This window comes from Echinimonas agarilytica, assembly GCF_023703465.1.
Taxonomy (GTDB): domain Bacteria; phylum Pseudomonadota; class Gammaproteobacteria; order Enterobacterales; family Neiellaceae; genus Echinimonas; species Echinimonas agarilytica.
On sequence record NZ_JAMQGP010000008.1, the window covers coordinates 94,937 to 117,354 of the forward strand.

Consider the following 22,418-nt stretch of genomic DNA (forward strand, 5'->3'; position numbering starts at 1 on the left):
CTCGCTCTCAAATTTCGCATTTTTTACTGTTAGGACCCATTGTAGGGTTGAAAAAATCACTTAGATTCGCTATTCACCCCAGGATTTGAATAACCGTCCCCAGCAAAAATCATAACCTACTGATAAATAGGCAAACAAAAAACTCTTACCAGGTAAGGTTATCATGCAAAGATTAGCAATCTATTACCTTTTAGTTAGGCTTTTGTTACTGTATTGTTATTGAATTATTTCTTGATAGTTACCATGTTTTTGAAAGGGTCTCTTGTATGAGTCAGTACCAGTTCTCAAGTAATAGTTTAAGAGTGTGTCAATTTTGCCTTTCTTATCTCAGGGATAAGGGCTTCGATATTTGTTGCGAAGACACGGAGAGTACTAAGGTAATTTGTAAGGCTATCAATGATGCATCTGGAGGCTTTAGCTGGATTAGAGAGGATCAGAAAGCTCCTCGTTCACAAGATGTAGCGGAGGCCCACAATAAGGCTGTGAGTGGGCTTTTGTCAGATGACGAGCTTGAATGGATTGATATAGAAAATCCAAGACAGTGCAATTGGTTATCAACCTATTTGGAAAAACTGGCTCCAGCAGACTATGAGGATTTATTCGCTGGTGAGATCGAGCTTAACCAAGTAAGGCTTCGCCATTCATTGCTCAATCGAAAGCCTATCCCAAGCCTATACAGTGAAAGAGTTAAGAGCATTTTTGCTTTCTTCGATAGAGTTCACCGCTCTCGGTACAGTATTGATCAAAAAAGAGAAATTAATGCTCTTTATAGAAGGGCTTGGGGCGAACTCTCTTCTAAGAGAAAACTTGATAAATGGTTAAAGCCTAAAGATGAAGAGCAGCTAGAGTGGGTAATTGAGTATTACAATAAACACTCAGATAAGTACAAAGGCTCTTATAATTGTCTCAGGTTCATCGACCTCTTTGAGCCAAAAGCTAAATATTGGGGACTCGTTCTTCTTTTTGATCTGTGGACCGACAGCTCTGATCGTACGCTATTCATCAAACAGATGAAGAACTCTTGGAACCAAAAAAAGCATAAGAAAGCTCTAGGTGACAAAAAAATCTACAGTATTCCCTTATCTCCAGATACGAAAGATATGCTTGATGAGATCGTTGAAATGAAAGAAAGCAAAATCTACTTAGAAATAGAAAGAATGATTAAGAAAACTCACGAGGAGTTATCAAGCTCCCGTGAGGCCTCATAATGACAATAAGAGTGGTATGATTGAGCAACCGCTGAGAAAAACGTTAAGACTCGAAGGTACTGATAGTGATATCAACTAGCGCAATTACCGAGGCGATTACCAGCTTTTTACCTAGCTCAAAGCTAATCTACCTCTTTGGTTCGCAAGCAAATGAAACAGCAACATCTCAGAGTGATGTTGACCTAGCAATTCTTTTACCCCGAAAGCTTGACCCAGTTGAGCGCTTTGACCTTCAAGAAAAACTGGCTAGACAGTTCAGGCAAGATGTCGATTTAGTTGACTTGCTATCAGCCTCAACCGTTCTTCAGCATCAAGTGGTTCAATCAGGTAAGCTCCTATGGGGCGTTGAAGATGACCAAGCTAAATTTGAAATGCAGGTACTCTCTATGTACCAACACCTGAATGAGGAACGCTCAGAGATCCTGAAGCAATATCAATCATGAATGACGTTATCATCAATAAAATTGCAACCTTAGAGCACTGCCTTAAACGCATTCAAGACGTCTACCAAGAAGCAGGCGCAGGGTTCGATACTGACTACACACGACAAGACTCCGTGATTTTGAATCTACAACGTGCCAGTGAAGCGTGACTTAGCCAATATCATCAACAAACAACGCAAGACTGGAATCCCTCAAAGCAGCCGAGACAGCTTTGAATTACTCAGCAAAGCCAATCTACTACCTGTCGAGCTTTCTCAAAATCTCCAGAAAATGGTTGGCCTAAGGAATGTCGCTGTTCATGACTACCAAACCCTGAACCTAGCCATTGTTAAACATGTTGTAGAAAACAGGCTGAATGACTTTGAAGATTTTTGTAATGTTATGAAATCCATCGGTTCTGAATAACTCCAAACCAAATGGTGGGTACATTGGTGGGTAAACCTCCACTCCAAGCCATCACAAGTATCGCAACAAACTGAATAGTTTGAATAATTTAAATATTTTTAAAAATGTAAAATATTCAGATCCAGAATATTGAATGACAAATTTTCTAGTATACTTCAGGCTTAAATTGGCAATTTAACGTGACATTTTAAGGTTTAGTCACCATTTATCCTAGCCAATAAAGAAATAAGTTAATTTAGGCCCCAAGTAATGACTTTTGGTCCACTTTTCTCCTCATTATTCGCAATTTTTGTTCCGAATAATGAGGGAAATTGATGAACATCTCGCAAACTACAAAACATATTGAAGCGCTGGAGCAATCCGGCCACCCCACTTTCGAAAGCGTCTACCCCAGTCTGTACCTTGATGTAAAATGCAAAGGCTCCGCCAGTTGAATCATTCGTTACCAGCTATTTGGTAAACGCCGTCAATATAAAGTCGGCGGGTATGGCAAGGATCATGAAGTGCTACTTGATTTTGAGGACGCTATTAATCTCACCATCGACTGCCAACAAAAGCTCAATAATGGCATCAATCCAAAACTAGACATTAAACATCAAAAACAGCCTAACCTGCTGACCTTCGATGACCTGTGACCCCTTCCAAATAAGAGCAGTGACCACATGGTGTTTGCAATCAAGGATGTGGCTGAATTAATTCTAGAGTGCCATCAGGCCAGGTTTACCAAAGAAATGGATTTAACCCCTGATTGTTTCCCGTTAAACCCCTACTCTGCTAGCGATGATTGTATTGCTGCGGCACTGAATGTACTGAGGCCCATAGCATAAGCACCCAATAATTCATCACAATCGGTGATTTATTAGGTTGGAATTGTCATATTCTTATAAAATCACCGCTAACGGTGAATAAAATTGTTATTCATTAGTATCGACCTATAATCACTGGTACTAATGAATATTGGTGTAGAACGATGGCCAAGAAAGTAACGACCTCACAAATGCCTCAAACGCAGTTTATTGAGAACGCGAATGTATTAGGACAACTGATTAAGGCGAAACGCACGGCAACGGGCATGAAGCTCGCCGATTGTGCTGCGCTTTGCAATGTTGGGATCAATACCTTATCGCGCATTGAAAATGGCAATGATAATTGCACTCTTGCCACCGCCTTTGCGGTACTGCACGGATTAGGGATCAAGTTGTCTTCTCCATCACTTTCACCGACTTCTCTTGAAAAGCGGGACGGCTCAAGCGTCTGTGATGACGAATGGGTATGATGACTATGCCAGCAGAATATTCCTTGTATATCTATTTTGCGGATCGTCGTATTGGCACCCTGACCTTAGACAAATTAGAGTCATCGAACCTGACGAACTTGCCAAGCGACTAGATGTTAAGGAAGACATCGGCCTGTTAACGTGGGACGACAAACCACGACTGAGTGTGGCTGGCGTACAAGACAAACTCAACATGTTCATTAGCGAGCAAGAGCAGATAGGGTTTGGCGATGGCGCTTTGTGCTCAACGCATATTCTCAAGTTTGAAAAGCACAACTGTCCCAACCTTGTGCTAAACGAATACTTCTGTATGAAGCTTTCCAAGGCAGTGGGGCTGCCTACCGCAGAAGTACGGTTCACTCGGTTCGCGCAATACCCCGCACTGATTGTTGAAAGGTTTGATCGCAAATATGCACCTGATCAGCTCAAAGTTTTTCGCAGGCATGTCATTGATGGTTGCCAAGCGTTGAATCTACCACGCGACTATAAATACGAACGCAATTTGGGGGACGGGCGGGATGTGCAGCATATTCGAGATGGTGCAAGCTTGCCTCGATTATTTGAGCTAGCAACAACCATGGCGTCGCCTGTTGAGAGTCTTCAATGGCTTATCAATTGGCAACTGTTCAATCTGATGATCAGCAACTATGACAGTCATGGCAAAAATGTCTCGGTGTTTTTTGATAAGCGCTATAGTCGATTCACACCTGCCTACGACTTAGTGAATGTTGCTATGTTTCCAAAGTTCAAACATGTACTTGCGATGGCAATGGGTGATGAATTTGAACCCGCGAGCATTAACGCCTACCAATTGGCTGATTTCGCAGAAACCTGCGGGGTGAATAAAAAGCTCTTGTCTCGCCAGTTAACCGGTTTAGCAGATAAAGTCATCGACACGCTGACGCAGAAGCAGTTTATCGAGACAATCACTCACGAACCGCATTTTACCGAAGATGACCGCAAATACATGACCCAGGTGAAAGCGCATATCTTGGCAAAAACACTACACCTAAAATCACAAGCGCCAAACATACCGAATATAGAAATATGACAATAAGGAAGCCCGTCATTCTAATATGGCGTCGTATCTCCAGCTCAATTCAAAGAAGCGTATTTGTTGGAACAACAGACTGTCTAGTGAAAGCTGGGAAGTCCACTTCTGCGTAATCGAAAAAGTTAGACAGACTCATACCATTGCCTCTTCGTACACTTTTTCGATTTCAGTAAATTTAGTTACATCCTCTAGGCGAGTTAAGGTTGTGAGTTTCATGGAGTTTTTAATTGGGCGATGTGGCACGTTGGTCACTGGCGTTTGCAGTGACAGTGGTTTGCCTAACTCAAATAAATAATACAAATCAGCAGAGCCTGACTTCTTACCCGCTTGATCTTCGGTAATGGCGTAGCGTGGTAACACTGTTACTCGTTTAACCGGCCAAAGTTTGTCAATTTGCTTGGTTGAACTTTGAGTGCCTGAGGTAGACGCCAACGCTAAATAGCGAATTTCCTCGGCAATATGCTGCTTAAATTTCTGCAAAAACGTGCTTTGTGGAAGGTGATACCACAGCGCTGTGCCTTGCTCAAATTGTTCAAAGTAGCCATTATCACGGCCGCGTTGCCCACCTAATGCCACTGTCATCGTCAAATCAGGGTATAGCACTTGGCGCATGCCGTAATAAGGTATGCGTGCTGCTTCTTGTACGTAGAGCCTTTCTGCCATGCCAGCCACAGGATACATGGTTTCATTGCCTTGCCCTGTTTGTGCATTCGGCGCTGTGCCAATTTGGGCTTGCAAGAAATCTAGCAACCACTGGTGACCAGAATAACTGCTTTTAGTCTGGGTTGGATCAGTTTGACTAAGTTCGTTTTGGCTAGGCAACAGGGCGAATGCGCCAATACCCACTTCTTCTATCGCGGCTGTGTAGGGGTTGGATGTTGTGGCTTGATCAAAAAAACCTGGATATAAAGCAAACGCACCAAAAACTGGGCGGCTTTTTTTAGGAGATTGGCCAGCGTTTCCACTTGATGGTGATTTAGAATCGTGAGGTTCTGATAAACGAATCAAGGCATCCCGATAACGGTGCATTTGGTTAATGGCATCGTCTGGTACGCCATCTACTATGGTAAAGTCTAATGATTCTTTCTCGATATCAGTCTTACTTTCCCAGTATTTTAAGTCTTTCTCAGTTGGCTTACCTATAAATTCATTTTTTAGATTAGTTTTGATATCCTCAATTCTATATTTTGCATCAAACAACCAAATAAACTGCTTTTTTTCTGAAGAATCTGAGCCTGAGTTGGCGGTTTTAGGCAGTGTCACTTCCAACACAATATCCGGCTTTTGGTTCACTAGATACGAACGTATCTGGCTTGCTTTATTGAAAGTCGGTTCATGAGCGAGTCTTGCCGTTACCCCATCAGCACGCTTAAAACGAAATGCTCCACGCATACCATCTTTAAGTTGGTACTCAAAAAAGTCGTTTTGGGCGAGCTTCTTCGCACTGTTTTCAACCAGTTCAAAGCCGAGATCCTGCTCTAAAATCTGTTTCAAACACAAAAAACACCACACTTCGTAAATCTCAGCCACTGATTTCATTGAAATGCTCGATTGATTGCCAAACACATCTAAATAAAATCTCAGCTCTTGCCAAATGCGATACACCGCGCTGTAACCGGTTTTTTGCTGTAGCACTAACGACTCGCGGTTTAACCCTGTGTATACGCCAACCTCTTTTAAAAAACTTTGACCTAACACTTTTTGCAGCGGTTGTTGCCAACTATGTAGCTCATTTAGAAAGGAATCCGACAACCGCTGCCGTTCTGGCGCCTGGTTACTTTGTCTAAGCTTTTGTTCAAACTCCGCTAATTGTCGCTTGCTTTTACTCACCGCCATTTTGATAAAGCGATTTTCTGGGGTCTCCACACTCAGTTGCTTTTTTTCAACCGCATAGCGTTTATCGTACTGGCCATTCGCAAAGTCTTGCTTGACTTGCTCGGCTAACTTATGCGGCAAACGGCCTTTTAATTTGGCCGCTTTGATATTGGCTACTGTAGGTTGCAAACGGCTATGCGGAGCTGCACAAATCACTTTTAAGCCTTGCTCAAAGCGCTCCCTTAATGCGGCAAAATTAGCCAACCACATCAGTGGAAAGTGCCCACGTTGCTGGCTAGTCGCGGCATCTTGTTCTGTTTTTTCTACCAAGCTAAGCGCCAAAGGGGGTAAACTTTGTCGATGGCTTGGTACATGGCTGGCAAGTCTTGGTGCAGTGCCATTTTGGTTGGCAGCACTTCAAAGGCAATATGCTGAGTCTGTGTTTTACCATTGTGTTCAAAGGTAAGTGGCAAACGTAACCAGCCCACATCATTGCCGGTATTGATGGTGCCAGTTAAACGTGCAGGCACTACGCCCCTTGCGGTTTTTACTTCGGGAGCAAAACGAAATGCCTCATTCACGCTTTGGCTGCGATGGGTTAACCGCGCATTAGTTACTTCACTAAAAAAGACCCACTCAAACTGGTACTGAGTATTTTCAAAAAACAGCGGTGAATTTAATGTCAGCTCAGCATTTTTCGCTAAGCCATTGGCAACTAGTCCGGTTTCGGCTAAGTCACTTTCATCTAAAGCACTTTTGTATAAGCCATCTGCAACTAGCCCTTGCGGTTCAATAGCATTGCTCAGCTGCGCCACAGGCGCAAAGCGCAATTCGTAGCTAGGTTGCGCATGATTAGCGTTCGCCCTGTGCGCCATTGTATTCTGATACACGCTCAACCGCTGTCTAATATCATTCGCCCAAACCGAAAACTCAAAGTCGGGGGTTTGTAATCGTATTAACTCCGGCATTCCCTACCACTCCTTGCACCATCGCTGTACGGGTTTTGCTTATGGGTTGCATTCATTGAGAAGGCATCAGACAACACCAAACCATTAAGGCCAGAAACTGGTAAAGGTGGCGCTGGCTAATCGCTCGCTCATCCACTCCAACTTCGCTTTTGCACGACAAGGTATACGAAGTATTTTCTCCTCATCAGTAGCATCATCGGCCACGATTTTTTCGCGATACAAGTCAGGGCGTTGATTAGCTTCATCCGTTTCAGACGCCAACCAAATGGGAGCTAGCTGATTAGCTAGTACAGTGTTCAGCTCTAACAACAAGGCCTTACCATCTGAGGTCGTCAGTTTATCGGTATCGCCTTCTATACGCGGCAGAACCTTACACATCATAAAGTCGTCCCATACGGCTTTTAGGGCCAGATCATCTTTGGGTTGGATGCTGGCAACAGCAAGAAGAAGTTCATTTAAAGCACGAAACGCTAATTCAAACGGCGTATTTTTTAGCACTGCATTAACGGCCGATAAAAACGCTAGAGTTTTAGCACCATCTGCATCAAAGGTATTGGCCAAATCCGCTTTGCTGGCATTTGACCAAAAGGGGTAACTAAGGCGTTTATTGCGGCTAGTTGGGGTGAAAAAGTCGTAATAGTCATTAGGGAAAAACGCACCAAAATCAAAGCTTAGCGCTCGGTCAATCACTTTGCGTGAAAAACCATGGGTGGTTTCATCCATATTCACCGTGCCTGCAACCAGCAGGTTAAACGGAATGCCTAAACCATATTGGCAAATGAGTTCCCAAAGTTCGTTATACTTACCATCATCAGCGCTACCAAAGCCCAGCGCTTCACGCAGTTTGTCTATATCAGCGACTTCTTTAATGGTGACGGGTTTTAATAGCGCATCACTGCTGTAGGTAAAGCTATCACCTGTCCAACGCCATTCGCGAGTTTCTAGCACAGACAAGTAATCGGCAAAATACTGCTCAACAGGGGCAAGGTTCATTTCATCCAAACACAGCCAATAAGGCAGCACCTTATCTAATTCATCACGTTCACCTGCTACGACTAAGCGTTTACCTAGGTCTTCACTCTCTTGCACTTCAACGGTTAAACCGCTATCAGCAATAGCACGCCAAGCTTTGGCAATAAACTGCAATACATCGGTAGTGATGTATTCGGCTTTTCCGTCTTTTGCGAGGCGAGAAATATAACCAAGCAAATCACTCGGCTCATGCCAGTCGGGCCGCACCGAGGTTAAACAATAGGTTTCAGCAAACTGCTTTGATGTTTTTGCTTGTTCACGCACAAAACGCGTTTTACCTGTGCCCGAGATGCCTGCGAGAAGGAGGAAGGGTTTGGATAAACTCGTATATGAAATGGAATACTTTTCAGTCAAAAACTCAGCTAGTTTTTTGCAAGCAGCACTATACATAGAATTACCACTTTTATCTGCTTGCAACCATTCACCTACTCGCCCAAGTTCCTTTAATGCATCCAACACTTGTTCAGAGTTTAATTGATAAAAACTGTTTACATTTACGCCAACTTTATTTATGTACTTATCACAATAATTGATACCTGCCCCTGAATAAGATGATGCAGTTCTTTCAGACAAGCCTTTATTTATCATCCATGACTTGAACTGCTCTTTTATAATCAAATTCGATAGATTTTTTTTATTCGATGAGTCCATTCCTACAAAATCAGTCCACTTTTCAAGAGCCAATCGTAGGCGACTCTCTTCGAAAAAAGTATTTACTTCCGGTGACTCATATGTTGATTCAGTTAGAAATCCAATCAATTTCGCAATTAGCTTTGTTAGTGCCTTAGTTTGACTCCTTCCAGTGGAAGATATGATTTTCAACTCTTCATCGGATGCTGTTTTATATATTTCTCGATATGATTTTTCTTCATATTGATAAATATAATCTTTTCTAGTTGGCACCTTATCCCATGCAGAATGAACCACATCATAATTATCTAGCAAAAAAGAAAGAAAAAGTTTGATACTCTCAGGTGATATACTGAAAGCCTCACCCTTAGAGTTTGTATATGTTAATAATAATGTTTTCTCTGCTTTTACTTTCTGATCATCACTAATCAAATCACAGTATGTTTGGAAGCTCATAGGATATCCCTTCTAATTTTTTTAGCTATTTCCTGAATAATTGGAACAACGACTGAATTACCAAATTGCCTGTAAGCCGGTGTACGAGCAATGGGAGTAATGAATTCATCAGGAAATCCTTGCAGTCTGGCACACTCTTTCGGTGTAAGAAGTCGAGGATTTTTGCCTTCCTGGGGAATGAGACATTCTTTTCCATCCTTGCCATAACGAGCAACAATTGTATTTGAGGGTTTATCTAGATTTGCTGTATGAGCTGTAAAACCAGTTCCTCTCTCTAAATTCCTTTTTGTTCTATTTATGTGGCCAAGCCATAATTTATCTGAAATGGTATATTTCTCATCTACAGAGTCTTCAAGTATTGACCTAAGAGGCTTTGGATCACCAACAAACTCTGGAAAACAAAAATCCTTAGGTATATCAGAACGAATAGCGACCATATAACAACGAACTCTTCGCTGAGGAACTACTGAGCTAGAATCAATTACTTTGTAATAAAAACTATAACCACTTTTTTCTATGGTATCTTTTATAGTCTGAAAAGTACGACCTTTATCATGTCTTTCTAAATTCCTAACATTTTCAAGAAAAACAACTTTAGGCCTTCGCTCGTCAACTATACGCATTACATCAAAGAAAAGTGTGCCTTGAGTTTCACAAAGAAACCCATGCTCCTTACCAACTGAATTTCTTGCTGACACTCCAGCATTTGAGAATGGTTGACAAGGGAAGCCAGCCAACAAAACATCATGTTCAGGTATCTCATTTTCAGGTATTTTAGTTATATCACCGAAAGGAAATTCTCCGTGATTTTCTTTATATGTTTTTTGAGCTGCCTTATCGTATTCGGAAGAAAATACACAAACACCGCCATTTTGTTGAAAACCTAGTCGAACCCCACCGATTCCTGCAAACAAGTCGATAAAACGAAACTTAACATCAAAATCAGGCTTTAGCTTTAAAGCACCAAAAACATCATTAAAGAACGCGTTACGTGTTGTGTATAAACCATTTTTCTGTAGCAGACTAATTACACATTCTTTGAGTTGTTCTGGCTTGATGATTTCTGGATTACAGTAAAACTGGCTATCAGTCGCAATGGCATGCAACCATTGGTCAATTACCGCTTCAACGTCACTGTCTTGTGGCACATGCTCAAACGCTAAGGGTTTAATCATTTCTTCTGCTTGTAGAAGGACGTTGGTTTTATTGTTCATTATTAACTACTACTAAAAATTCTTGATGAATGACTGTAGGGCGAAGCATGGTTTTTGTACTTTGCATTTCAACCAAGTTGTACTTGCCCAATGTTTTCAATGTTCTCGACACATTGCTGACTGCTCGATCTGTAAGCATGGCTAGCTCGGTAACCGATTGCGGCTGTTGCTCGGCGATCACTTTTAACAATTGCTGGTTTTCTTTCGACAGCACATTGGCCACCGACTTCAGAGAGTCGAACCAAATATCTACGGTATAATCTGGATCTAATTGCTGACCACGAATTCCTATCACGCAGCGTTTTTGTATTATCTCTTCTAGCACAACTTTTCAAACCTACACTGTATGAATATACACATCGAATGAAATATTATCACCAGATGATAATAGGGCAAGTGCTTTTTTTTTGTCTTTGACCTGCTTCATTGGCACGTACCACAATTTCACTCCAATTTTCGTTCTTTATGACAGCCTCCACTTTCTACCCAGGCCTTACGCTTACCCATAACAGTTATGTTATTCGGGAAGTTACCCGATTTTATAAGATTATAGATACTGCTTTTACACAGGCTTGTTATGCTGATTACTTCATTCAAACGAAGAAAGCGTTCATTTTGGTATTGCATGATTTCCATAGTTTTTCCTGATTATGAGTTGAACTAGGAAAATGAAATATATCTGTGTTTATTTAGTTTACTGGCTAGATAAGTAGCGCCGCATTTTCTTGCTTACGCTCTGCGAGTGTTTTTTCTATCGCTAACACAGTGGTCTTACTCACCCCGTGTTGCTCAGCAAGCTGCCTAAACTGACTAATGGCATCCACTACCTCTTGAATGCATTGCTGTGCTTCCTTCCAATTAGCAAAGCCTGCACTAGCAGCCAGCTTTTGCATCACTTTGAGTGGTGGCGCTTTTCCGTACCCCGCAAACGCGGTTGCATGCTCATTAAAGGGGTGAGGACTAAACGTTACATCGTAAAATGGTGCGAGTTGCCAACTGCCATCATCGGCTTGTAAAAAGCCCCAGTTTTTACTGTGATCATCTTGGTTCGCGGCAAATAAGTTAAACATTGCACGACGAAATTGAAGTTGCCCAGCAGCGGGTGACTTACAGAGCTGACGGCTAGCCTTAATCAGATCGCTGTAATCTAAGCTTGGGCTTCGAAAGTCTGCGTCCAATAAGCCGCAGGCACTGTGCATATGTAAGCGTCCAGCCTTCTCCTGCGCGGGTAAATAATCGAAACGCTTTAACGCAAGCCATGCTTTAGCACCGCTATTTACAGGTGCTTCAATTAACTGCCAAATCGGTGTCTGACACTTTGCCTGTTCAGCCATTTGTAAATAAACCGCTTCACACAAACCTTCTTCGTGGCCCAATGCTAAGTTCTTCGAAGTAAACTTAACTAACCATGCTTCATCGCCAGATTGTGCATAGGTGCGGCATTGCGTCGCGTCGCCAGCAGGCATATAAATTTGCGCTTTAGGTCGAGCACCGCCGGAGCTGCCGACTGCTACCAAAGTTGCTAACACTTGCGCAGTGCTACCGTCTAGCTCATCCGTCTCTTTATAATCAAGCACGGACTGGTCGAACAAGGTTTGGGCTTCAAGGCCAAGTGTTTCCAAATCAATATCTGATCGCTGATCGAATGAGAGCTCAGATACAGGGGAAAAAGACAATGCCCCCATTCCTTGCTGGCCAACAAACGCCAGTCTATCCATTGCTGTTACTTGTGCTGGTAAAATACCTTGTTGGCGAAACACACGATCTTGCAACAACAAACCCCACCCATCGGGAAGACTATCGCCAAAAACGCCGTGAATGCCTTGGTGTGGCTCTTTCGGTGCTTGCTGTAATCGCACATCTCCTTGAAGCGTAAAAGGGGATAAATTACCAAACGTGCTTAGATAATTTTCATCGTACTGAAAGAAAACGCCTTGGCGGTTTTGCGCTAATATACCCACCGATACCGTTTCGCCCGTTGTGAGAGTGCGCCCTACATTCAGCTTTTGGATGGATTTAAAGCTCATCTTTAAGCACCTCTTCTATACTGGTCGGTAAAGCGCTACGGTCAGTGGTTGTTTGTGTCAGTTGATAAAGCCTGTCTAGTGAATCCAGTGATTGCCATAAGAGCAACAGCTGACGAAATGATATTTGCCCGGTGAGCTCAAACTTTTTTATCGTTGAAGCAGGTACACAACTACGCTGGGCCAGTGCCTCTCGCGATAGCTTCGCTTGTTTACGCAAGCTTCGCAGATGAGTAGCAAAAGCTTGGCTTACATCGGTATCATCTAAAAGTGAAAAGTTCATGCGCAACCTAAATGGACACAGTAGCATCCATTATAGCGTCAATTTTTAATTTATGGATACAGTTATACCCATAGCAACATGAATAACTATCACATAACTGGAGAGGGATACTCAAAGCTGATACTTTGCGTCAGGCAAGGGGTAAGTTAAAGTAATTCATCATCTAATAGGCTTGTATCTAAAATAGTGAACCACTGATGGTTAATTGGTGGTTCATAATGAAAAATAAAGACGCATAGAAACGCAATCAATTGATATTTAATGGCTTTATTATTTTACTCTACATTCATATCAAGAATATTGAATAATAGTTAAAACTGTATTTGACTGCATTCAAGCAACTAAAATACAAAAACTTACCTGAAGATATTTTCCACCTCGGTATTCGTTAATACACCACTAACCACCAGTTAGTGGTGGCAAAGCGCAACGACCTTTTACCAAGCTAAAAGTTGATATGTTCTGAGCCTCTACCGTAATGCCACCCTGCCGCCCGCAGAGCTCTCTCAGAACAGATAGAAAAGGTTGGCTCAGTTGTTTAGCGGCTTTGTCTAAACCTGCGAGAATATGAAGGTTATGGAGTAGTAGCCAGTTCCGCATAAAAGATAGATCTATATATGTTTAGGAAGCCTCGACATTGGGGTTTCTTATAGACTTGATCGTTTCGTTTGTTTTGTGTTTAACCACTATTTTGATAGTGCGTTAAGCTAGAGGCGCAAGAAGTTGTTCCAAAAATTACTTTCGATTAACCTTCGCTAGAACACCTTAATGATATGATATAACATATCGTTAAAGTGAGTTAGACACAGTTCAATGTGAATGAAGAACACATTTATCGTATTGGCGAACAGAACTTGGGGCTAGCTACCGGCTACCTTGAGTCAGCTCTAGCCATTGAGCGGAGTTCATGTCCGGTTTGAATTTAATAGGAGCCTTTAAAAGCGAATGCCAACACTGATTAAAAACGCCACGGTAGTGAACGATGGGAATGTGTTTGAGGCGGACATACGCATTTCCGGCCAACGAATTGAGCAAATTTCTGGGGGTATTGAGGCGAGGCCTAACGACAAAATTATCGATGCCAACGGCTGCCACCTCATTCCCGGCATGATCGATGATCAGGTTCATTTTCGGGAGCCGGGTTTAACGCATAAAGGTTCTATTGCAACGGAATCTCGCGCGGCGGTAGCCGGTGGCATTACAAGCTATATGGAAATGCCCAACGTGACCCCATCCACCACGACCATTGAGGCGCTGGAGCAGAAATTTGCACTCGCTGCACAGAAATCTGCGGCAAATTATTCGTTCTATTTGGGCGCAACAGAAGACAATTTGGAGCAGATCCAACGGTTAGACCGCAAACGACACTGTGGCGTCAAGGTTTTTATGGGGGCATCTACCGGAGACTTGTTGGTTGAACACCCGCAAGCTTTAGACGCTATTTTCCGCGATTCGCCAGCATTGATTGTCACACACTGTGAAAATGGCGCGATCATCGAGCAAAACAAACAAAGGCTTCTGCAGAAACATCGCATACTTACCATTGATGATCATCCTTTACTACGCGATGAAGAAGCCTGCTTTGCTTCATCTTCTTATGCAGTTGGCCTCGCCCAAAAACATCAAGCGCAACTTCATGTGCTGCATATCACCACAGCAAAAGAACTCGAATTATTTGAGCCCGGTTCAATTCAACACAAGTCCATTACTGCAGAGGCATGCGTTCATCATCTCTGGTTTCATCAGCAAGATTACACAAGGTTGGGCAACCTCATTAAGTGTAATCCTGCAATTAAATATCAACGTGACCGCGATGCCATTATGCAAGCGTTACATACCGGGCAAATCGATATTATTGCCACCGATCATGCGCCCCATACATGGGAGGAAAAGCAGGTTGCATATGACCAAGCCCCTGCGGGATTACCTTTGGTACAACATGCGCTATTGAGCTTATTCGACCACGTAAAATCTGGGCGCATGAGCTTGACTCAAGTGGTTGAAAAAACGTCACACAACCCAGCTATTCGCTACCACATTCAAGAGCGAGGATTTATCCGAGAAGGCTACTTTGCAGACCTAGTTCTGGTTGATATGAAAGCACCCTCGTTGGTGCGTCATGACAATTGTTTATATCACTGCGGATGGTCACCGTTTGCTGGGCATGAATTCAGTTCACAAATCAAAAATACATGGGTGAATGGAAACTTAGTGTTCGCAAATCAACATGTAAGTCACAACCCTCCATCAGCCATGCGGCTTGAATTTGTATAGCCGTTTTTGTTGTTCACATTAATCGTCAGTCAAACAGGTAAATTAGGATGTTGAGAAAGAACCCAACGGGTCACATGCCACAAGTATCGGAGTCGGCATTTATTGACCCAACGGCCATTATCTGCGGTAAAGTCATCATCGAAGATAATGTATTTATCGGCCCATATGCGGTTATTCGCGCAGATGAAGTCAATGAACAAGGGCAGATGGAAGCCATCGTGATTAAACGCGATACCAACATTCAAGATGGTGTTGTAATCCATTCGAAAGCTGGTGCCTCAGTGACGATTGGCGAACGTACTTCTATTGCTCACCGGTCTATTATTCATGGTCCTTGCGAAGTGAAAGACGATGTGTTCATTGGGTTTAATTCCGTTGTCTTTAATGCGGTCGTTGGTGAAGGCTGTGTCATTCGCCACAATTGCGTGGTGGATGGGCTTGATTTACCTCAGAGCTTTCACGTACCGCCAATGACTAATGTTGGAGCAGGTTTCGACCTTAATTGTATTTCTAAAGTACCGCCTGAATATTCCGCTTTTTCAGAATCTGTTGTATCGGCGAACCATACGCTGGTCAAAGGTTATCGACGAATCGCCAATTCGCTTTGAGTCGAATGTAGCGAAAGCAATACCACAAATCTGATCCCGTTCTTTCGGGATCACTACACGTTTCCAAAACGACATTCTTGTTTGGCAATGGACTGCCATACTTGGACACTCCCCTTTGTCGTCATCCCCTTCTGCATTGATCGAAAACCTCGTTCTTTGCGTAAAGCTAATCATTCTGACGACGTTTCTAACACGCATGAAAACAGCTCTTTATTTATTGACCCACGATTTGCGAATGCATGACAATCAGTCACTTACCTACGCTCAACAGTTCGATCGTTTAGTATGCGTCTATTGCTTTGATCCAAACATCGTCAATGACCGGCGATACCAGGTAACGGGAATGGGTTCAAAACGCTTGGCGCTAACGCTCGTTGCCCTGCGCGATCTATCGCAACAACTCAGTACCATGGGACAGCATGTGCATGTGGTGTTCGGTGATTTAGTCGCCCAAATCGTTGAGTTGACGACCCAAGCGCATATCGACACTTTCATCGTGAGTCGACAATTTGGCAATTACGAGCGAGCGCAAATACAGCATATTGCATCTGTATTGCCCCACGTCAACTTGATTGAGTCCGACAACTACACACTGTTCAACTCTCATGATTTGCCATGGCTTGAGACTGAACTACCCAAACAATTCAGTCCTTTTAGACACAAAGCTGAGGCGCTTAATATTGCTCCATGCCAAGCGGAGGTGACTCAGTTGCCTCAGCCAGCACTTGCTCCACCAGAGCACACAGAACTGCCGGATTGGATGCCAATACCCGATGCAAAACAAGCACAATTTAAAGGGGGCGAACGCGCAGCGATGGCGCACCTTGGCGATTATTTTGGCAGTGAACTTCCAAACACCTACAAACAAACTCGCAACGCTCTGACAGGTTGGGGTAACTCATCAAAGCTTTCGGTCTATCTGAGTTTGGGTTGCTTATCAGTGAAACGTGTTGCGCATATTTTACACGCATATCAGCACAAGCATGGCCGGAATGACGACAACCAGTGGTTACTGGTTGAATTGTTGTGGCGAGAGTTTTTTCAGTGGCATGCATTGAACATTGGTAAACAGCTTTATAACTTTCAGGGCCAAGCTAAAAATGCGCCACTCACCACTTTTTATCCAGAGCGGTTTAAAGCTTGGTGCACCGGAACAACGCCTTACCCCATCGTGAATGCTGCCATGAAAGAGCTATCTGCAACCGGCTATATTTCAAACCGGGCACGGCAAATTGTCGCCAGCTGTTTAGTCAATGAACTTCAAGTAGACTGGCGTTATGGTGCGGCTTGGTTTCAGCATCATTTGCTTGATTACGATGTCGCCGTAAATTGGGGCAACTGGCAATACATTGCAGGCGTAGGCGTCGATCCACGTGGCGGACGCCATTTTAACTTAACTAAACAAACCCAGTTATACGATCCGAACGGCGATTACATCGCATGGTGGGGTGGCACCGCATCACACAACACACTCGATCAACGCGATATGGTTGATTGGCCAATCACCTCCTAATATGGACAAGCTCTGCATCAATATTGTGTGGTTAAAACGTGACTTACGTTTGAGCGATCACCAACCATTACAACGGGCAATTGAAGCCAATCTGCCGATTATTTTGTTGTATATTTTTGAGCCACTGCAAGTCTCTGATCCACATTACGACGTGCGTCATTGGCGTTTTGTTTGGCAATCGCTCGCAGATCTGCAAAATCAGCTGGGCCAAACGAATTCGTTAACCCTTGTATATCAACACGCTGAACAAGTCTTTAACGACTTATCGGAACAATACCAAATCAAGACCCTTTACAGTCATCAAGAAGTTGGTTTGTGGCAAACTTTTGAGCGCGATAAGGCCATACAAGCTTGGTGCAAACAGCAACACATTGCCTGGCAGCAATCCCCTTGCGGTGGGGTCATTCGCGCAGCACGTAATAGGGTCGATTGGGATAAGCATTGGCAAAAGGTGATGAGAGCACCGCTCGACACACCGAATCTATCTGCACTCTCCACTGTCAATGCTGAAACCTCCAGCCTTCCCATACCCGCCGAATGGCAACAAATTAACCCCCATATGCAGCAAGGTGGCGAAGCTTGGGCGATGAAAACAATGGCATCGTTTTATGCTGAGCGCGGGCGCACCTATCACATATTCATCTCAAAGCCCCTGTCGAGCCGCAAAAGTTGCAGCCGTCTATCGCCCTATCTTGCTTGGGGCAACATCAGCTTAAAACAGTGCTATCAGTATTTATTAGGCCGTTGGAAAACACCGGGCTGGCAGCGTGCACTGGTCGCTTTTTCATCTCGGTTGCATTGGCACTGCCACTTTATACAAAAATTTGAAAGTGAGTCGGCAATGGAATTTGAGCCCATCAATCGCGGATATCAAGATTTTGAGTACCGGCAAGATAAGCAGGTACATGCGCACCTAATCGCTTGGCAACAAGGCCAAACTGGCTATCCACTGGTAGATGCCTGCATGCGCTGCTTAAAGCATACCGGCTATATTAACTTTAGGATGCGAGCCATGTTGGTCAGCTTTCTATGTCACCATTTGATGATCGATTGGCGTTTAGGCGTAGCTTATCTGGCCCATCTATTTCTCGATTTTGAACCCGGCATCCATTATCCGCAGTTTCAAATGCAGGCGGGTGTAACGGGCACCAATACCATTCGGATTTATAACCCCGTCAAACAATCACAAGAGCATGATCCTGATGCGTTATTTATCAAAAAATGGCTCCCCGAACTCGACCAAGTGCCCGCTGGGCTGTGTCATCAACCTTGGCAATTAACTGCGATGGAACAAATGATGTACCAAACCTACATCCCTCAAGATTACCCAGCACCTATCATTAATATCGAGCAAACAGGCCAACATGCGCGTGAAATGCTGTGGGCTTTTAAAAAGCGTCCCCAGGTCAAACAAGAAAAACGCCGCATTCTGTCTAAACACGTGCGTCCTGGCGCATCAAAGAACCGTTCGGTATGAATAAATCAAACTTACCCAGCAAAGTTTGCTGCGTTTGCCAGCGGCCTTTTAACTGGCGTAAAAAATGGAAGCGCGTTTGGAGCGAAGTGAAATATTGCTCACAAAGGTGTCGGCGAAACCGTAGCAGCATTCACAGCGCTGTCCCGCCACAAAATAAATAACTTTCGCAAGGAACATTCATGAAAGCATATCGACGATTACGACTCATACTTGGCGATCAACTCAACGCTCACCATTCGTGGTACCAACAAGCGCAAGCCGACACCCTGTATGTAATTGCTGAATTGCGACAAGAAACAGATTATGCGCCGCATCATGTGCAGAAAGTCTCGGCGTTTTTTAGTGCCATGGCACAGTTTGCAATTGCATTGAAGCAAGCGGGGCATCAGGTGCTGCACCTAACCTTGGACGACACAGGGAAATTTACCGATTTATCAGCGCTACTGACGTCACTCAGTGAACAGTATCAAATTCAACATATTGAGTATCAACAACCTGATGAACTGCGATTAGCCACTCAATTGGCTTGTTTGTCAGTGCCTTGCGGAGCGTTAGTGTCATGCGTTGACACTGAGCACTTTCTGCTGCCGTTTGACGAAATAGAGCGTTACTTTGCGCCGCAAAAACATCACCGATTGGAAGCTTTTTATCGAAAAATGCGCAAGCGTTTCAATGTGCTAATGCAAGGCGAACAGCCGGTTGGAGAGCAGTGGAACTTTGACCAAGATAATCGCCAAGCGCTTAAAGTAAAAGACTTACCCAATATTCCTGAGCCTCTGTGCTTTGCCACTGACGTCAGTGAGATTTTAAATCGACTGGCACGTCATGGTGTGAAAACCATTGGCAATGCGCATACCCAGTTGTTATGGCCCACCAACCGCAAGCAATCATTGGCATTGCTTGACCATTTTTGCCGGTATTGTTTACCGAACTTTGGCCGTTTTCAGGATGCTATGACGGCAAACAGCCCACATCAATGGAGCCTGTACCATTCGCGACTTAGTTTTGCTTTAAACAGTAAAATGTTGCACCCAATGCAAGTGATTGAGAGCGCAATTAGCGCTTATGAACAGTCCGATGGACTGATTAACCTGGCACAAATTGAAGGTTTTGTGCGACAAATATTAGGTTGGCGCGAGTATGTGCGAGGCATGTATTGGGCCAATGGTGAACAATACGCCACGTTAAACACGCTGAACGCTTCGGCCGATTTACCGCATTGGTTTTGGACTGCCAACACCAAAATGAATTGCATGCATCAAACCATTCGCCAATCGTTGGATTACAGCTATGCACATCATATTCAGCGGCTCATGATCACGGGCAATTTTGCCTTGCTCACAGGCTTAAACCCCGATCAGGTCGATGCCTGGTACTTAGGTATTTATATTGACGCAATTGAGTGGGTTGAACAGCCCAATACCCGTGGCATGGCGCTATTTGCCGATGGCGGCCTCATTGCCACTAAACCTTATGCAGCCAGTGGCAACTACATTCATAAAATGAGTGACTATTGCAAGACTTGTCACTACAAGGTGAAGTTAAAAACGGAACACGATGCTTGCCCTTTTAATGCGCTGTATTGGCATTTTTTCGACAAGCATGCGTCACGATTTGAACGAAATCCGAGGATGGCATTTACGTACCGAAGCTGGCATAAACAAAGTGACAAACAGCGCCAAGCCTTGCTGCAAAAAGCAACCGAGCTGCTGTCTGACTTAGACTCTTTATAACAGCCCCAATGCGATTCACTCAAAGTCTGTTGCTGACACTACGAAGCAACGGCGCCATCAATAAATTCTACGAATTGCTGAGCGAGATCATTTCGGTCAAACGAATCTTTCGCCAAGTCTTTGCAGTTTTGCGACTGTACGTGCAGTGAGCTGCGTTTTGATAGGTCGATCAGAGCGTCAGCAAATGCATTGGCGTCCTCTGGCGTCACTGGCAAACCACAATCACGCTCTTTTATCAGTTCGCTCACCCAGCCCGGATAATTGCACACCACCGGCAAGCCAAGTGCGAGATAATCAAAGAACTTATTGGGCGATGTACCAAAGTAAAATTCTTTAATGTTTTGCAGTGTCATTAGCCCTACATCAGCATGGCGTAACTGCGCGAAGAGTGCTTTCTTAGGCAAAGGGTCTACGAAATGTACGTTCTTCAAAGCACGCTTCTGAGCCTGCTCTTGCAGCGCTTGTTTTTCACGTCCTGCACCTATGAGATATATCGCCACACGGTTGTCGCCTCGCTGTTGCAACACATCTGCAGTGTCTAACACGGCATCCAAACCATTGGCTCGGCCATGTGCGCCTGCAAACACGGCATTGAAGGTGTTCGCATCGAAGCAACTTTGATCTGCCGGCACTGGCTCCACGTCTGACAACTCGCGATCGCAACCATTAGGGATCATCGCAACAGGCGTATTCTTGGTGAGTTTGCGTGTGATGCCCTCTACCATTCCAGGCGAAAGTCCCACTAAACGATCAGCATTGCGGTACGCCAATGTTTCAAGAACATCCATACCTTTGAGGATAACGGGATTAGTGATGACGCCCATCGCTTTGGGAAGTTCAGGCCACAAATCACGCACCTCGAATACAAAAGGCTTACGACGAAACCATTTTGCAAACAAGCCGGGCAATGCCGCTGTGAGCGGTGTGCTGGTACAAAACACCGCATCATACTCTTCACGAAAAACAACCTTAATGCTGCGAAGTGCAAATTTGGCAAAAGTGGCAGAGCGCTGAAAAAAGTTGTGATTGTTGGCGTAAGTTAATTCGAATTCAATGACATCAATACCATCAACATCGCCTCGGCGCATGCCGTTAATGAATGGCGCGGTGAGTCCAGTATTGGCGACGTTGTATGAACCACAAACCATGGTGACTTCATGCCCAGCGGCAATTAATGCTCTGGCAAACTCATACGAACGAATGCCTGTGGCACCCGCAGGTGTTGAAAAATGTTGATGAAAGTACAACCACTTCATAGCCATTCCCTGTCAATTGTCATCAAATTACGTGCTTTGCCCGAACATCTTAACAATTATTAGAGACAACACGAATGTAAAATAAACAAGCAGATAGACAGGTCACATATCTTGAGACAGATTCGTTAGAAGTATCTCACGAGTGCTCTAACAACCGAGGCTTGAACTCAACGATATGAGACTTAACTTGAAACAGGCACCTTAGGGCTAAGTAAGCGTTTATGGCGGGGGAGAGTCCAACAATGTTCGTGAGATTCAAACCCTAGCTTGGCGTAATATTCATTTGCTGTTGGCGCTGCGAGTAATAGCAATTTGCAGTTTTCTCCAAGTTGTTGCTGAACTAAAACTTGAAGAGTGGTGCCGATGCCAACACCTTGAAACTCTGCATCTACGGCAAGATCCGACAGATAACATGCATAGTGAAAGTCAGTCATAGCACGCGCTATTCCCACTAACTGCGCGCCATTCCATGCGGTCGCGGTTAAATTGCTATTGTCGATCATCCCTTGAATGCATTGACGATCACGCACAGGGCGACGCTCTGCAAGACCTGATTTCTTGAGCAGATCGATAAACTGATCCACTGTAATTGAGGCATTGACGCGGTATTTAATAGACATGACTTCCTTGACCCTAGATGCAACTAAGCACTTCCGTATGGCTTAGTTGGTATACAAAAATAGCTGAACGTGACCGTTCTTGTTTTTATTGCTGAGCGGTAAAAATAGCACATGATGTAAGGGGTACAA

Annotated in this window: 22 protein-coding genes and 1 pseudogene; 13 read left to right on the forward strand and 10 right to left on the reverse strand. The window is 44.0% G+C overall.

Annotated elements, in window-relative coordinates; all coding sequences use genetic code 11:
* Positions 1-266: 266 nt before the first annotated feature.
* From NAF29_RS15045 to NAF29_RS15065, 7 genes are all read left to right on the forward strand, one after another.
* Positions 267-1,208 carry a hypothetical protein gene (locus tag NAF29_RS15045; RefSeq protein WP_251262446.1) on the forward strand — a complete coding sequence of 314 codons (942 nt, stop codon included), beginning with the start codon at positions 267-269 and terminating at the stop codon, positions 1,206-1,208.
* Between the two features lie 65 nt (positions 1,209-1,273).
* A complete protein-coding gene (gene mntA / locus NAF29_RS15050; RefSeq protein WP_251262447.1) occupies positions 1,274-1,651 on the forward strand; it encodes a type VII toxin-antitoxin system MntA family adenylyltransferase antitoxin in 378 nt (125 codons plus the stop codon).
* Positions 1,648-1,800 (forward strand): ribonuclease HepT family protein, encoded by a 153-nt coding sequence (locus tag NAF29_RS18320; RefSeq protein WP_285817799.1) that lies wholly within the window; start codon positions 1,648-1,650, stop codon positions 1,798-1,800. Before mntA ends, NAF29_RS18320 begins: the two co-directional genes overlap by 4 nt.
* Positions 1,784-2,056: a type VII toxin-antitoxin system HepT family RNase toxin gene (gene hepT / locus NAF29_RS18325; RefSeq protein ID WP_349665588.1), complete on the forward strand. Its 273-nt coding sequence runs from the start codon at positions 1,784-1,786 to the stop codon at positions 2,054-2,056. The genes NAF29_RS18320 and hepT overlap by 17 nt, the downstream gene beginning before the upstream one ends.
* A 503-nt stretch (positions 2,057-2,559) precedes the next feature.
* Positions 2,560-2,691 (forward strand): hypothetical protein, encoded by a 132-nt coding sequence (locus NAF29_RS18330; RefSeq protein WP_285817800.1) that lies wholly within the window; start codon positions 2,560-2,562, stop codon positions 2,689-2,691.
* 335 nt (positions 2,692-3,026) lie between these two features.
* On the forward strand, positions 3,027-3,332 hold the full coding sequence (locus NAF29_RS15060; protein ID WP_251262448.1) for a helix-turn-helix domain-containing protein: 306 nt from the start codon (positions 3,027-3,029) through the stop codon (positions 3,330-3,332).
* On the forward strand, positions 3,316-4,383 hold the full coding sequence (locus tag NAF29_RS15065; protein WP_251262449.1) for a HipA domain-containing protein: 1,068 nt from the start codon (positions 3,316-3,318) through the stop codon (positions 4,381-4,383). Before NAF29_RS15060 ends, NAF29_RS15065 begins: the two co-directional genes overlap by 17 nt.
* 135 nt (positions 4,384-4,518) lie before the next feature.
* On the opposite strand, the gene NAF29_RS15070 is transcribed toward NAF29_RS15065, so the two are convergent.
* The 8 genes and pseudogenes from NAF29_RS15070 to NAF29_RS15105 all read right to left on the reverse strand — a co-directional run bounded on the left by NAF29_RS15070 (position 4,519) and on the right by NAF29_RS15105 (position 12,808).
* Positions 4,519-5,925 carry a nuclease domain-containing protein gene (locus tag NAF29_RS15070; protein WP_432763241.1) on the reverse strand — a complete coding sequence of 469 codons (1,407 nt, stop codon included), beginning with the start codon at positions 5,923-5,925 and terminating at the stop codon, positions 4,519-4,521.
* Between the two features lie 111 nt (positions 5,926-6,036).
* Positions 6,037-7,169 (reverse strand): annotated as a pseudogene (locus NAF29_RS18500) (DUF2357 domain-containing protein); the annotation flags it as partial.
* 84 nt (positions 7,170-7,253) lie between these two features.
* Positions 7,254-9,287 (reverse strand): McrB family protein, encoded by a 2,034-nt coding sequence (locus NAF29_RS15080; RefSeq protein ID WP_251262452.1) that lies wholly within the window; start codon positions 9,285-9,287, stop codon positions 7,254-7,256.
* Complete coding sequence (gene dcm, locus NAF29_RS15085; protein WP_251262453.1) at positions 9,284-10,501, reverse strand: DNA (cytosine-5-)-methyltransferase; 1,218 nt, start codon at positions 10,499-10,501, stop codon at positions 9,284-9,286. The genes NAF29_RS15080 and dcm overlap by 4 nt, the downstream gene beginning before the upstream one ends.
* Positions 10,491-10,826: an HVO_A0114 family putative DNA-binding protein gene (locus NAF29_RS18440; RefSeq protein ID WP_251262454.1), complete on the reverse strand. Its 336-nt coding sequence runs from the start codon at positions 10,824-10,826 to the stop codon at positions 10,491-10,493. The genes dcm and NAF29_RS18440 overlap by 11 nt, the downstream gene beginning before the upstream one ends.
* A 119-nt stretch (positions 10,827-10,945) precedes the next feature.
* Positions 10,946-11,137 (reverse strand): helix-turn-helix transcriptional regulator, encoded by a 192-nt coding sequence (locus NAF29_RS15095; protein ID WP_251262455.1) that lies wholly within the window; start codon positions 11,135-11,137, stop codon positions 10,946-10,948.
* Between the two features lie 65 nt (positions 11,138-11,202).
* Positions 11,203-12,528, reverse strand: coding sequence for a type II toxin-antitoxin system HipA family toxin (locus NAF29_RS15100; RefSeq protein ID WP_251262456.1), 1,326 nt, complete (start codon positions 12,526-12,528; stop codon positions 11,203-11,205).
* Positions 12,518-12,808, reverse strand: coding sequence for a helix-turn-helix domain-containing protein (locus tag NAF29_RS15105; protein ID WP_251262457.1), 291 nt, complete (start codon positions 12,806-12,808; stop codon positions 12,518-12,520). Before NAF29_RS15105 ends, NAF29_RS15100 begins: the two co-directional genes overlap by 11 nt.
* 945 nt (positions 12,809-13,753) lie before the next feature.
* Here NAF29_RS15105 and NAF29_RS15110 point away from each other — a divergent pair.
* The 6 genes from NAF29_RS15110 (at position 13,754) to NAF29_RS15135 (ending at position 20,413) form a co-directional block, all read left to right on the forward strand.
* Entirely contained in the window at positions 13,754-15,082 is a 1,329-nt protein-coding gene (locus NAF29_RS15110; protein WP_251262458.1) for a dihydroorotase, read from the forward strand.
* A gap of 47 nt (positions 15,083-15,129) precedes the next feature.
* Positions 15,130-15,690: an LbetaH domain-containing protein gene (locus NAF29_RS15115; RefSeq protein WP_251262459.1), complete on the forward strand. Its 561-nt coding sequence runs from the start codon at positions 15,130-15,132 to the stop codon at positions 15,688-15,690.
* 196 nt (positions 15,691-15,886) lie between these two features.
* Positions 15,887-17,203 carry a DASH family cryptochrome gene (locus NAF29_RS15120; protein WP_285817801.1) on the forward strand — a complete coding sequence of 439 codons (1,317 nt, stop codon included), beginning with the start codon at positions 15,887-15,889 and terminating at the stop codon, positions 17,201-17,203.
* A 1-nt stretch (position 17,204) separates the two neighbouring features.
* Entirely contained in the window at positions 17,205-18,680 is a 1,476-nt protein-coding gene (locus NAF29_RS15125; RefSeq protein WP_251262461.1) for an FAD-binding domain-containing protein, read from the forward strand.
* The gene (locus NAF29_RS15130) at positions 18,677-18,841 is read left to right on the forward strand and encodes a DUF2256 domain-containing protein (RefSeq protein ID WP_251262462.1); all 165 of its coding nucleotides are present in this window, start codon (positions 18,677-18,679) and stop codon (positions 18,839-18,841) included. Before NAF29_RS15125 ends, NAF29_RS15130 begins: the two co-directional genes overlap by 4 nt.
* An 18-nt stretch (positions 18,842-18,859) precedes the next feature.
* Positions 18,860-20,413 carry a cryptochrome/photolyase family protein gene (locus NAF29_RS15135; RefSeq protein ID WP_251262463.1) on the forward strand — a complete coding sequence of 518 codons (1,554 nt, stop codon included), beginning with the start codon at positions 18,860-18,862 and terminating at the stop codon, positions 20,411-20,413.
* A 38-nt stretch (positions 20,414-20,451) separates the two neighbouring features.
* Here the strand turns inward: NAF29_RS15135 and NAF29_RS15140 are convergent, their stop codons facing one another.
* Entirely contained in the window at positions 20,452-21,669 is a 1,218-nt protein-coding gene (locus NAF29_RS15140) for a glycosyltransferase family 4 protein (RefSeq protein WP_251262464.1), read from the reverse strand.
* Between the two features lie 182 nt (positions 21,670-21,851).
* On the reverse strand, positions 21,852-22,289 hold the full coding sequence (locus NAF29_RS15145; RefSeq protein WP_251262465.1) for a GNAT family N-acetyltransferase: 438 nt from the start codon (positions 22,287-22,289) through the stop codon (positions 21,852-21,854).
* Between the last annotated feature and the right edge of the window lie 129 nt (positions 22,290-22,418).

Bases quoted from the DNA above. Each gene is read 5' to 3' on its own strand.
- NAF29_RS15045 (WP_251262446.1), top strand. From the start codon at position 267: ATGAGTCAGTACCAGTTCTCAAGTAATAGTTTAAGAGTGTGTCAATTT.
- NAF29_RS18320 (WP_285817799.1), top strand. From the start codon at position 1,648: ATGAATGACGTTATCATCAATAAAATTGCAACCTTAGAGCACTGCCTT.
- NAF29_RS15060 (WP_251262448.1), top strand. From the start codon at position 3,027: ATGGCCAAGAAAGTAACGACCTCACAAATGCCTCAAACGCAGTTTATT.
- NAF29_RS15065 (WP_251262449.1), top strand. From the start codon at position 3,316: ATGACGAATGGGTATGATGACTATGCCAGCAGAATATTCCTTGTATAT.
- NAF29_RS15070 (WP_432763241.1), bottom strand. From the start codon at position 5,925: ATGAAATCAGTGGCTGAGATTTACGAAGTGTGGTGTTTTTTGTGTTTG.
- NAF29_RS15080 (WP_251262452.1), bottom strand. From the start codon at position 9,287: ATGAGCTTCCAAACATACTGTGATTTGATTAGTGATGATCAGAAAGTA.
- dcm (WP_251262453.1), bottom strand. From the start codon at position 10,501: ATGAACAATAAAACCAACGTCCTTCTACAAGCAGAAGAAATGATTAAA.
- NAF29_RS15095 (WP_251262455.1), bottom strand. From the start codon at position 11,137: ATGGAAATCATGCAATACCAAAATGAACGCTTTCTTCGTTTGAATGAA.
- NAF29_RS15100 (WP_251262456.1), bottom strand. From the start codon at position 12,528: ATGAGCTTTAAATCCATCCAAAAGCTGAATGTAGGGCGCACTCTCACA.
- NAF29_RS15105 (WP_251262457.1), bottom strand. From the start codon at position 12,808: ATGAACTTTTCACTTTTAGATGATACCGATGTAAGCCAAGCTTTTGCT.
- NAF29_RS15110 (WP_251262458.1), top strand. From the start codon at position 13,754: ATGCCAACACTGATTAAAAACGCCACGGTAGTGAACGATGGGAATGTG.
- NAF29_RS15115 (WP_251262459.1), top strand. From the start codon at position 15,130: ATGTTGAGAAAGAACCCAACGGGTCACATGCCACAAGTATCGGAGTCG.
- NAF29_RS15120 (WP_285817801.1), top strand. From the start codon at position 15,887: ATGAAAACAGCTCTTTATTTATTGACCCACGATTTGCGAATGCATGAC.
- NAF29_RS15125 (WP_251262461.1), top strand. From the start codon at position 17,205: ATGGACAAGCTCTGCATCAATATTGTGTGGTTAAAACGTGACTTACGT.
- NAF29_RS15130 (WP_251262462.1), top strand. From the start codon at position 18,677: ATGAATAAATCAAACTTACCCAGCAAAGTTTGCTGCGTTTGCCAGCGG.
- NAF29_RS15135 (WP_251262463.1), top strand. From the start codon at position 18,860: ATGAAAGCATATCGACGATTACGACTCATACTTGGCGATCAACTCAAC.
- NAF29_RS15140 (WP_251262464.1), bottom strand. From the start codon at position 21,669: ATGAAGTGGTTGTACTTTCATCAACATTTTTCAACACCTGCGGGTGCC.
- NAF29_RS15145 (WP_251262465.1), bottom strand. From the start codon at position 22,289: ATGTCTATTAAATACCGCGTCAATGCCTCAATTACAGTGGATCAGTTT.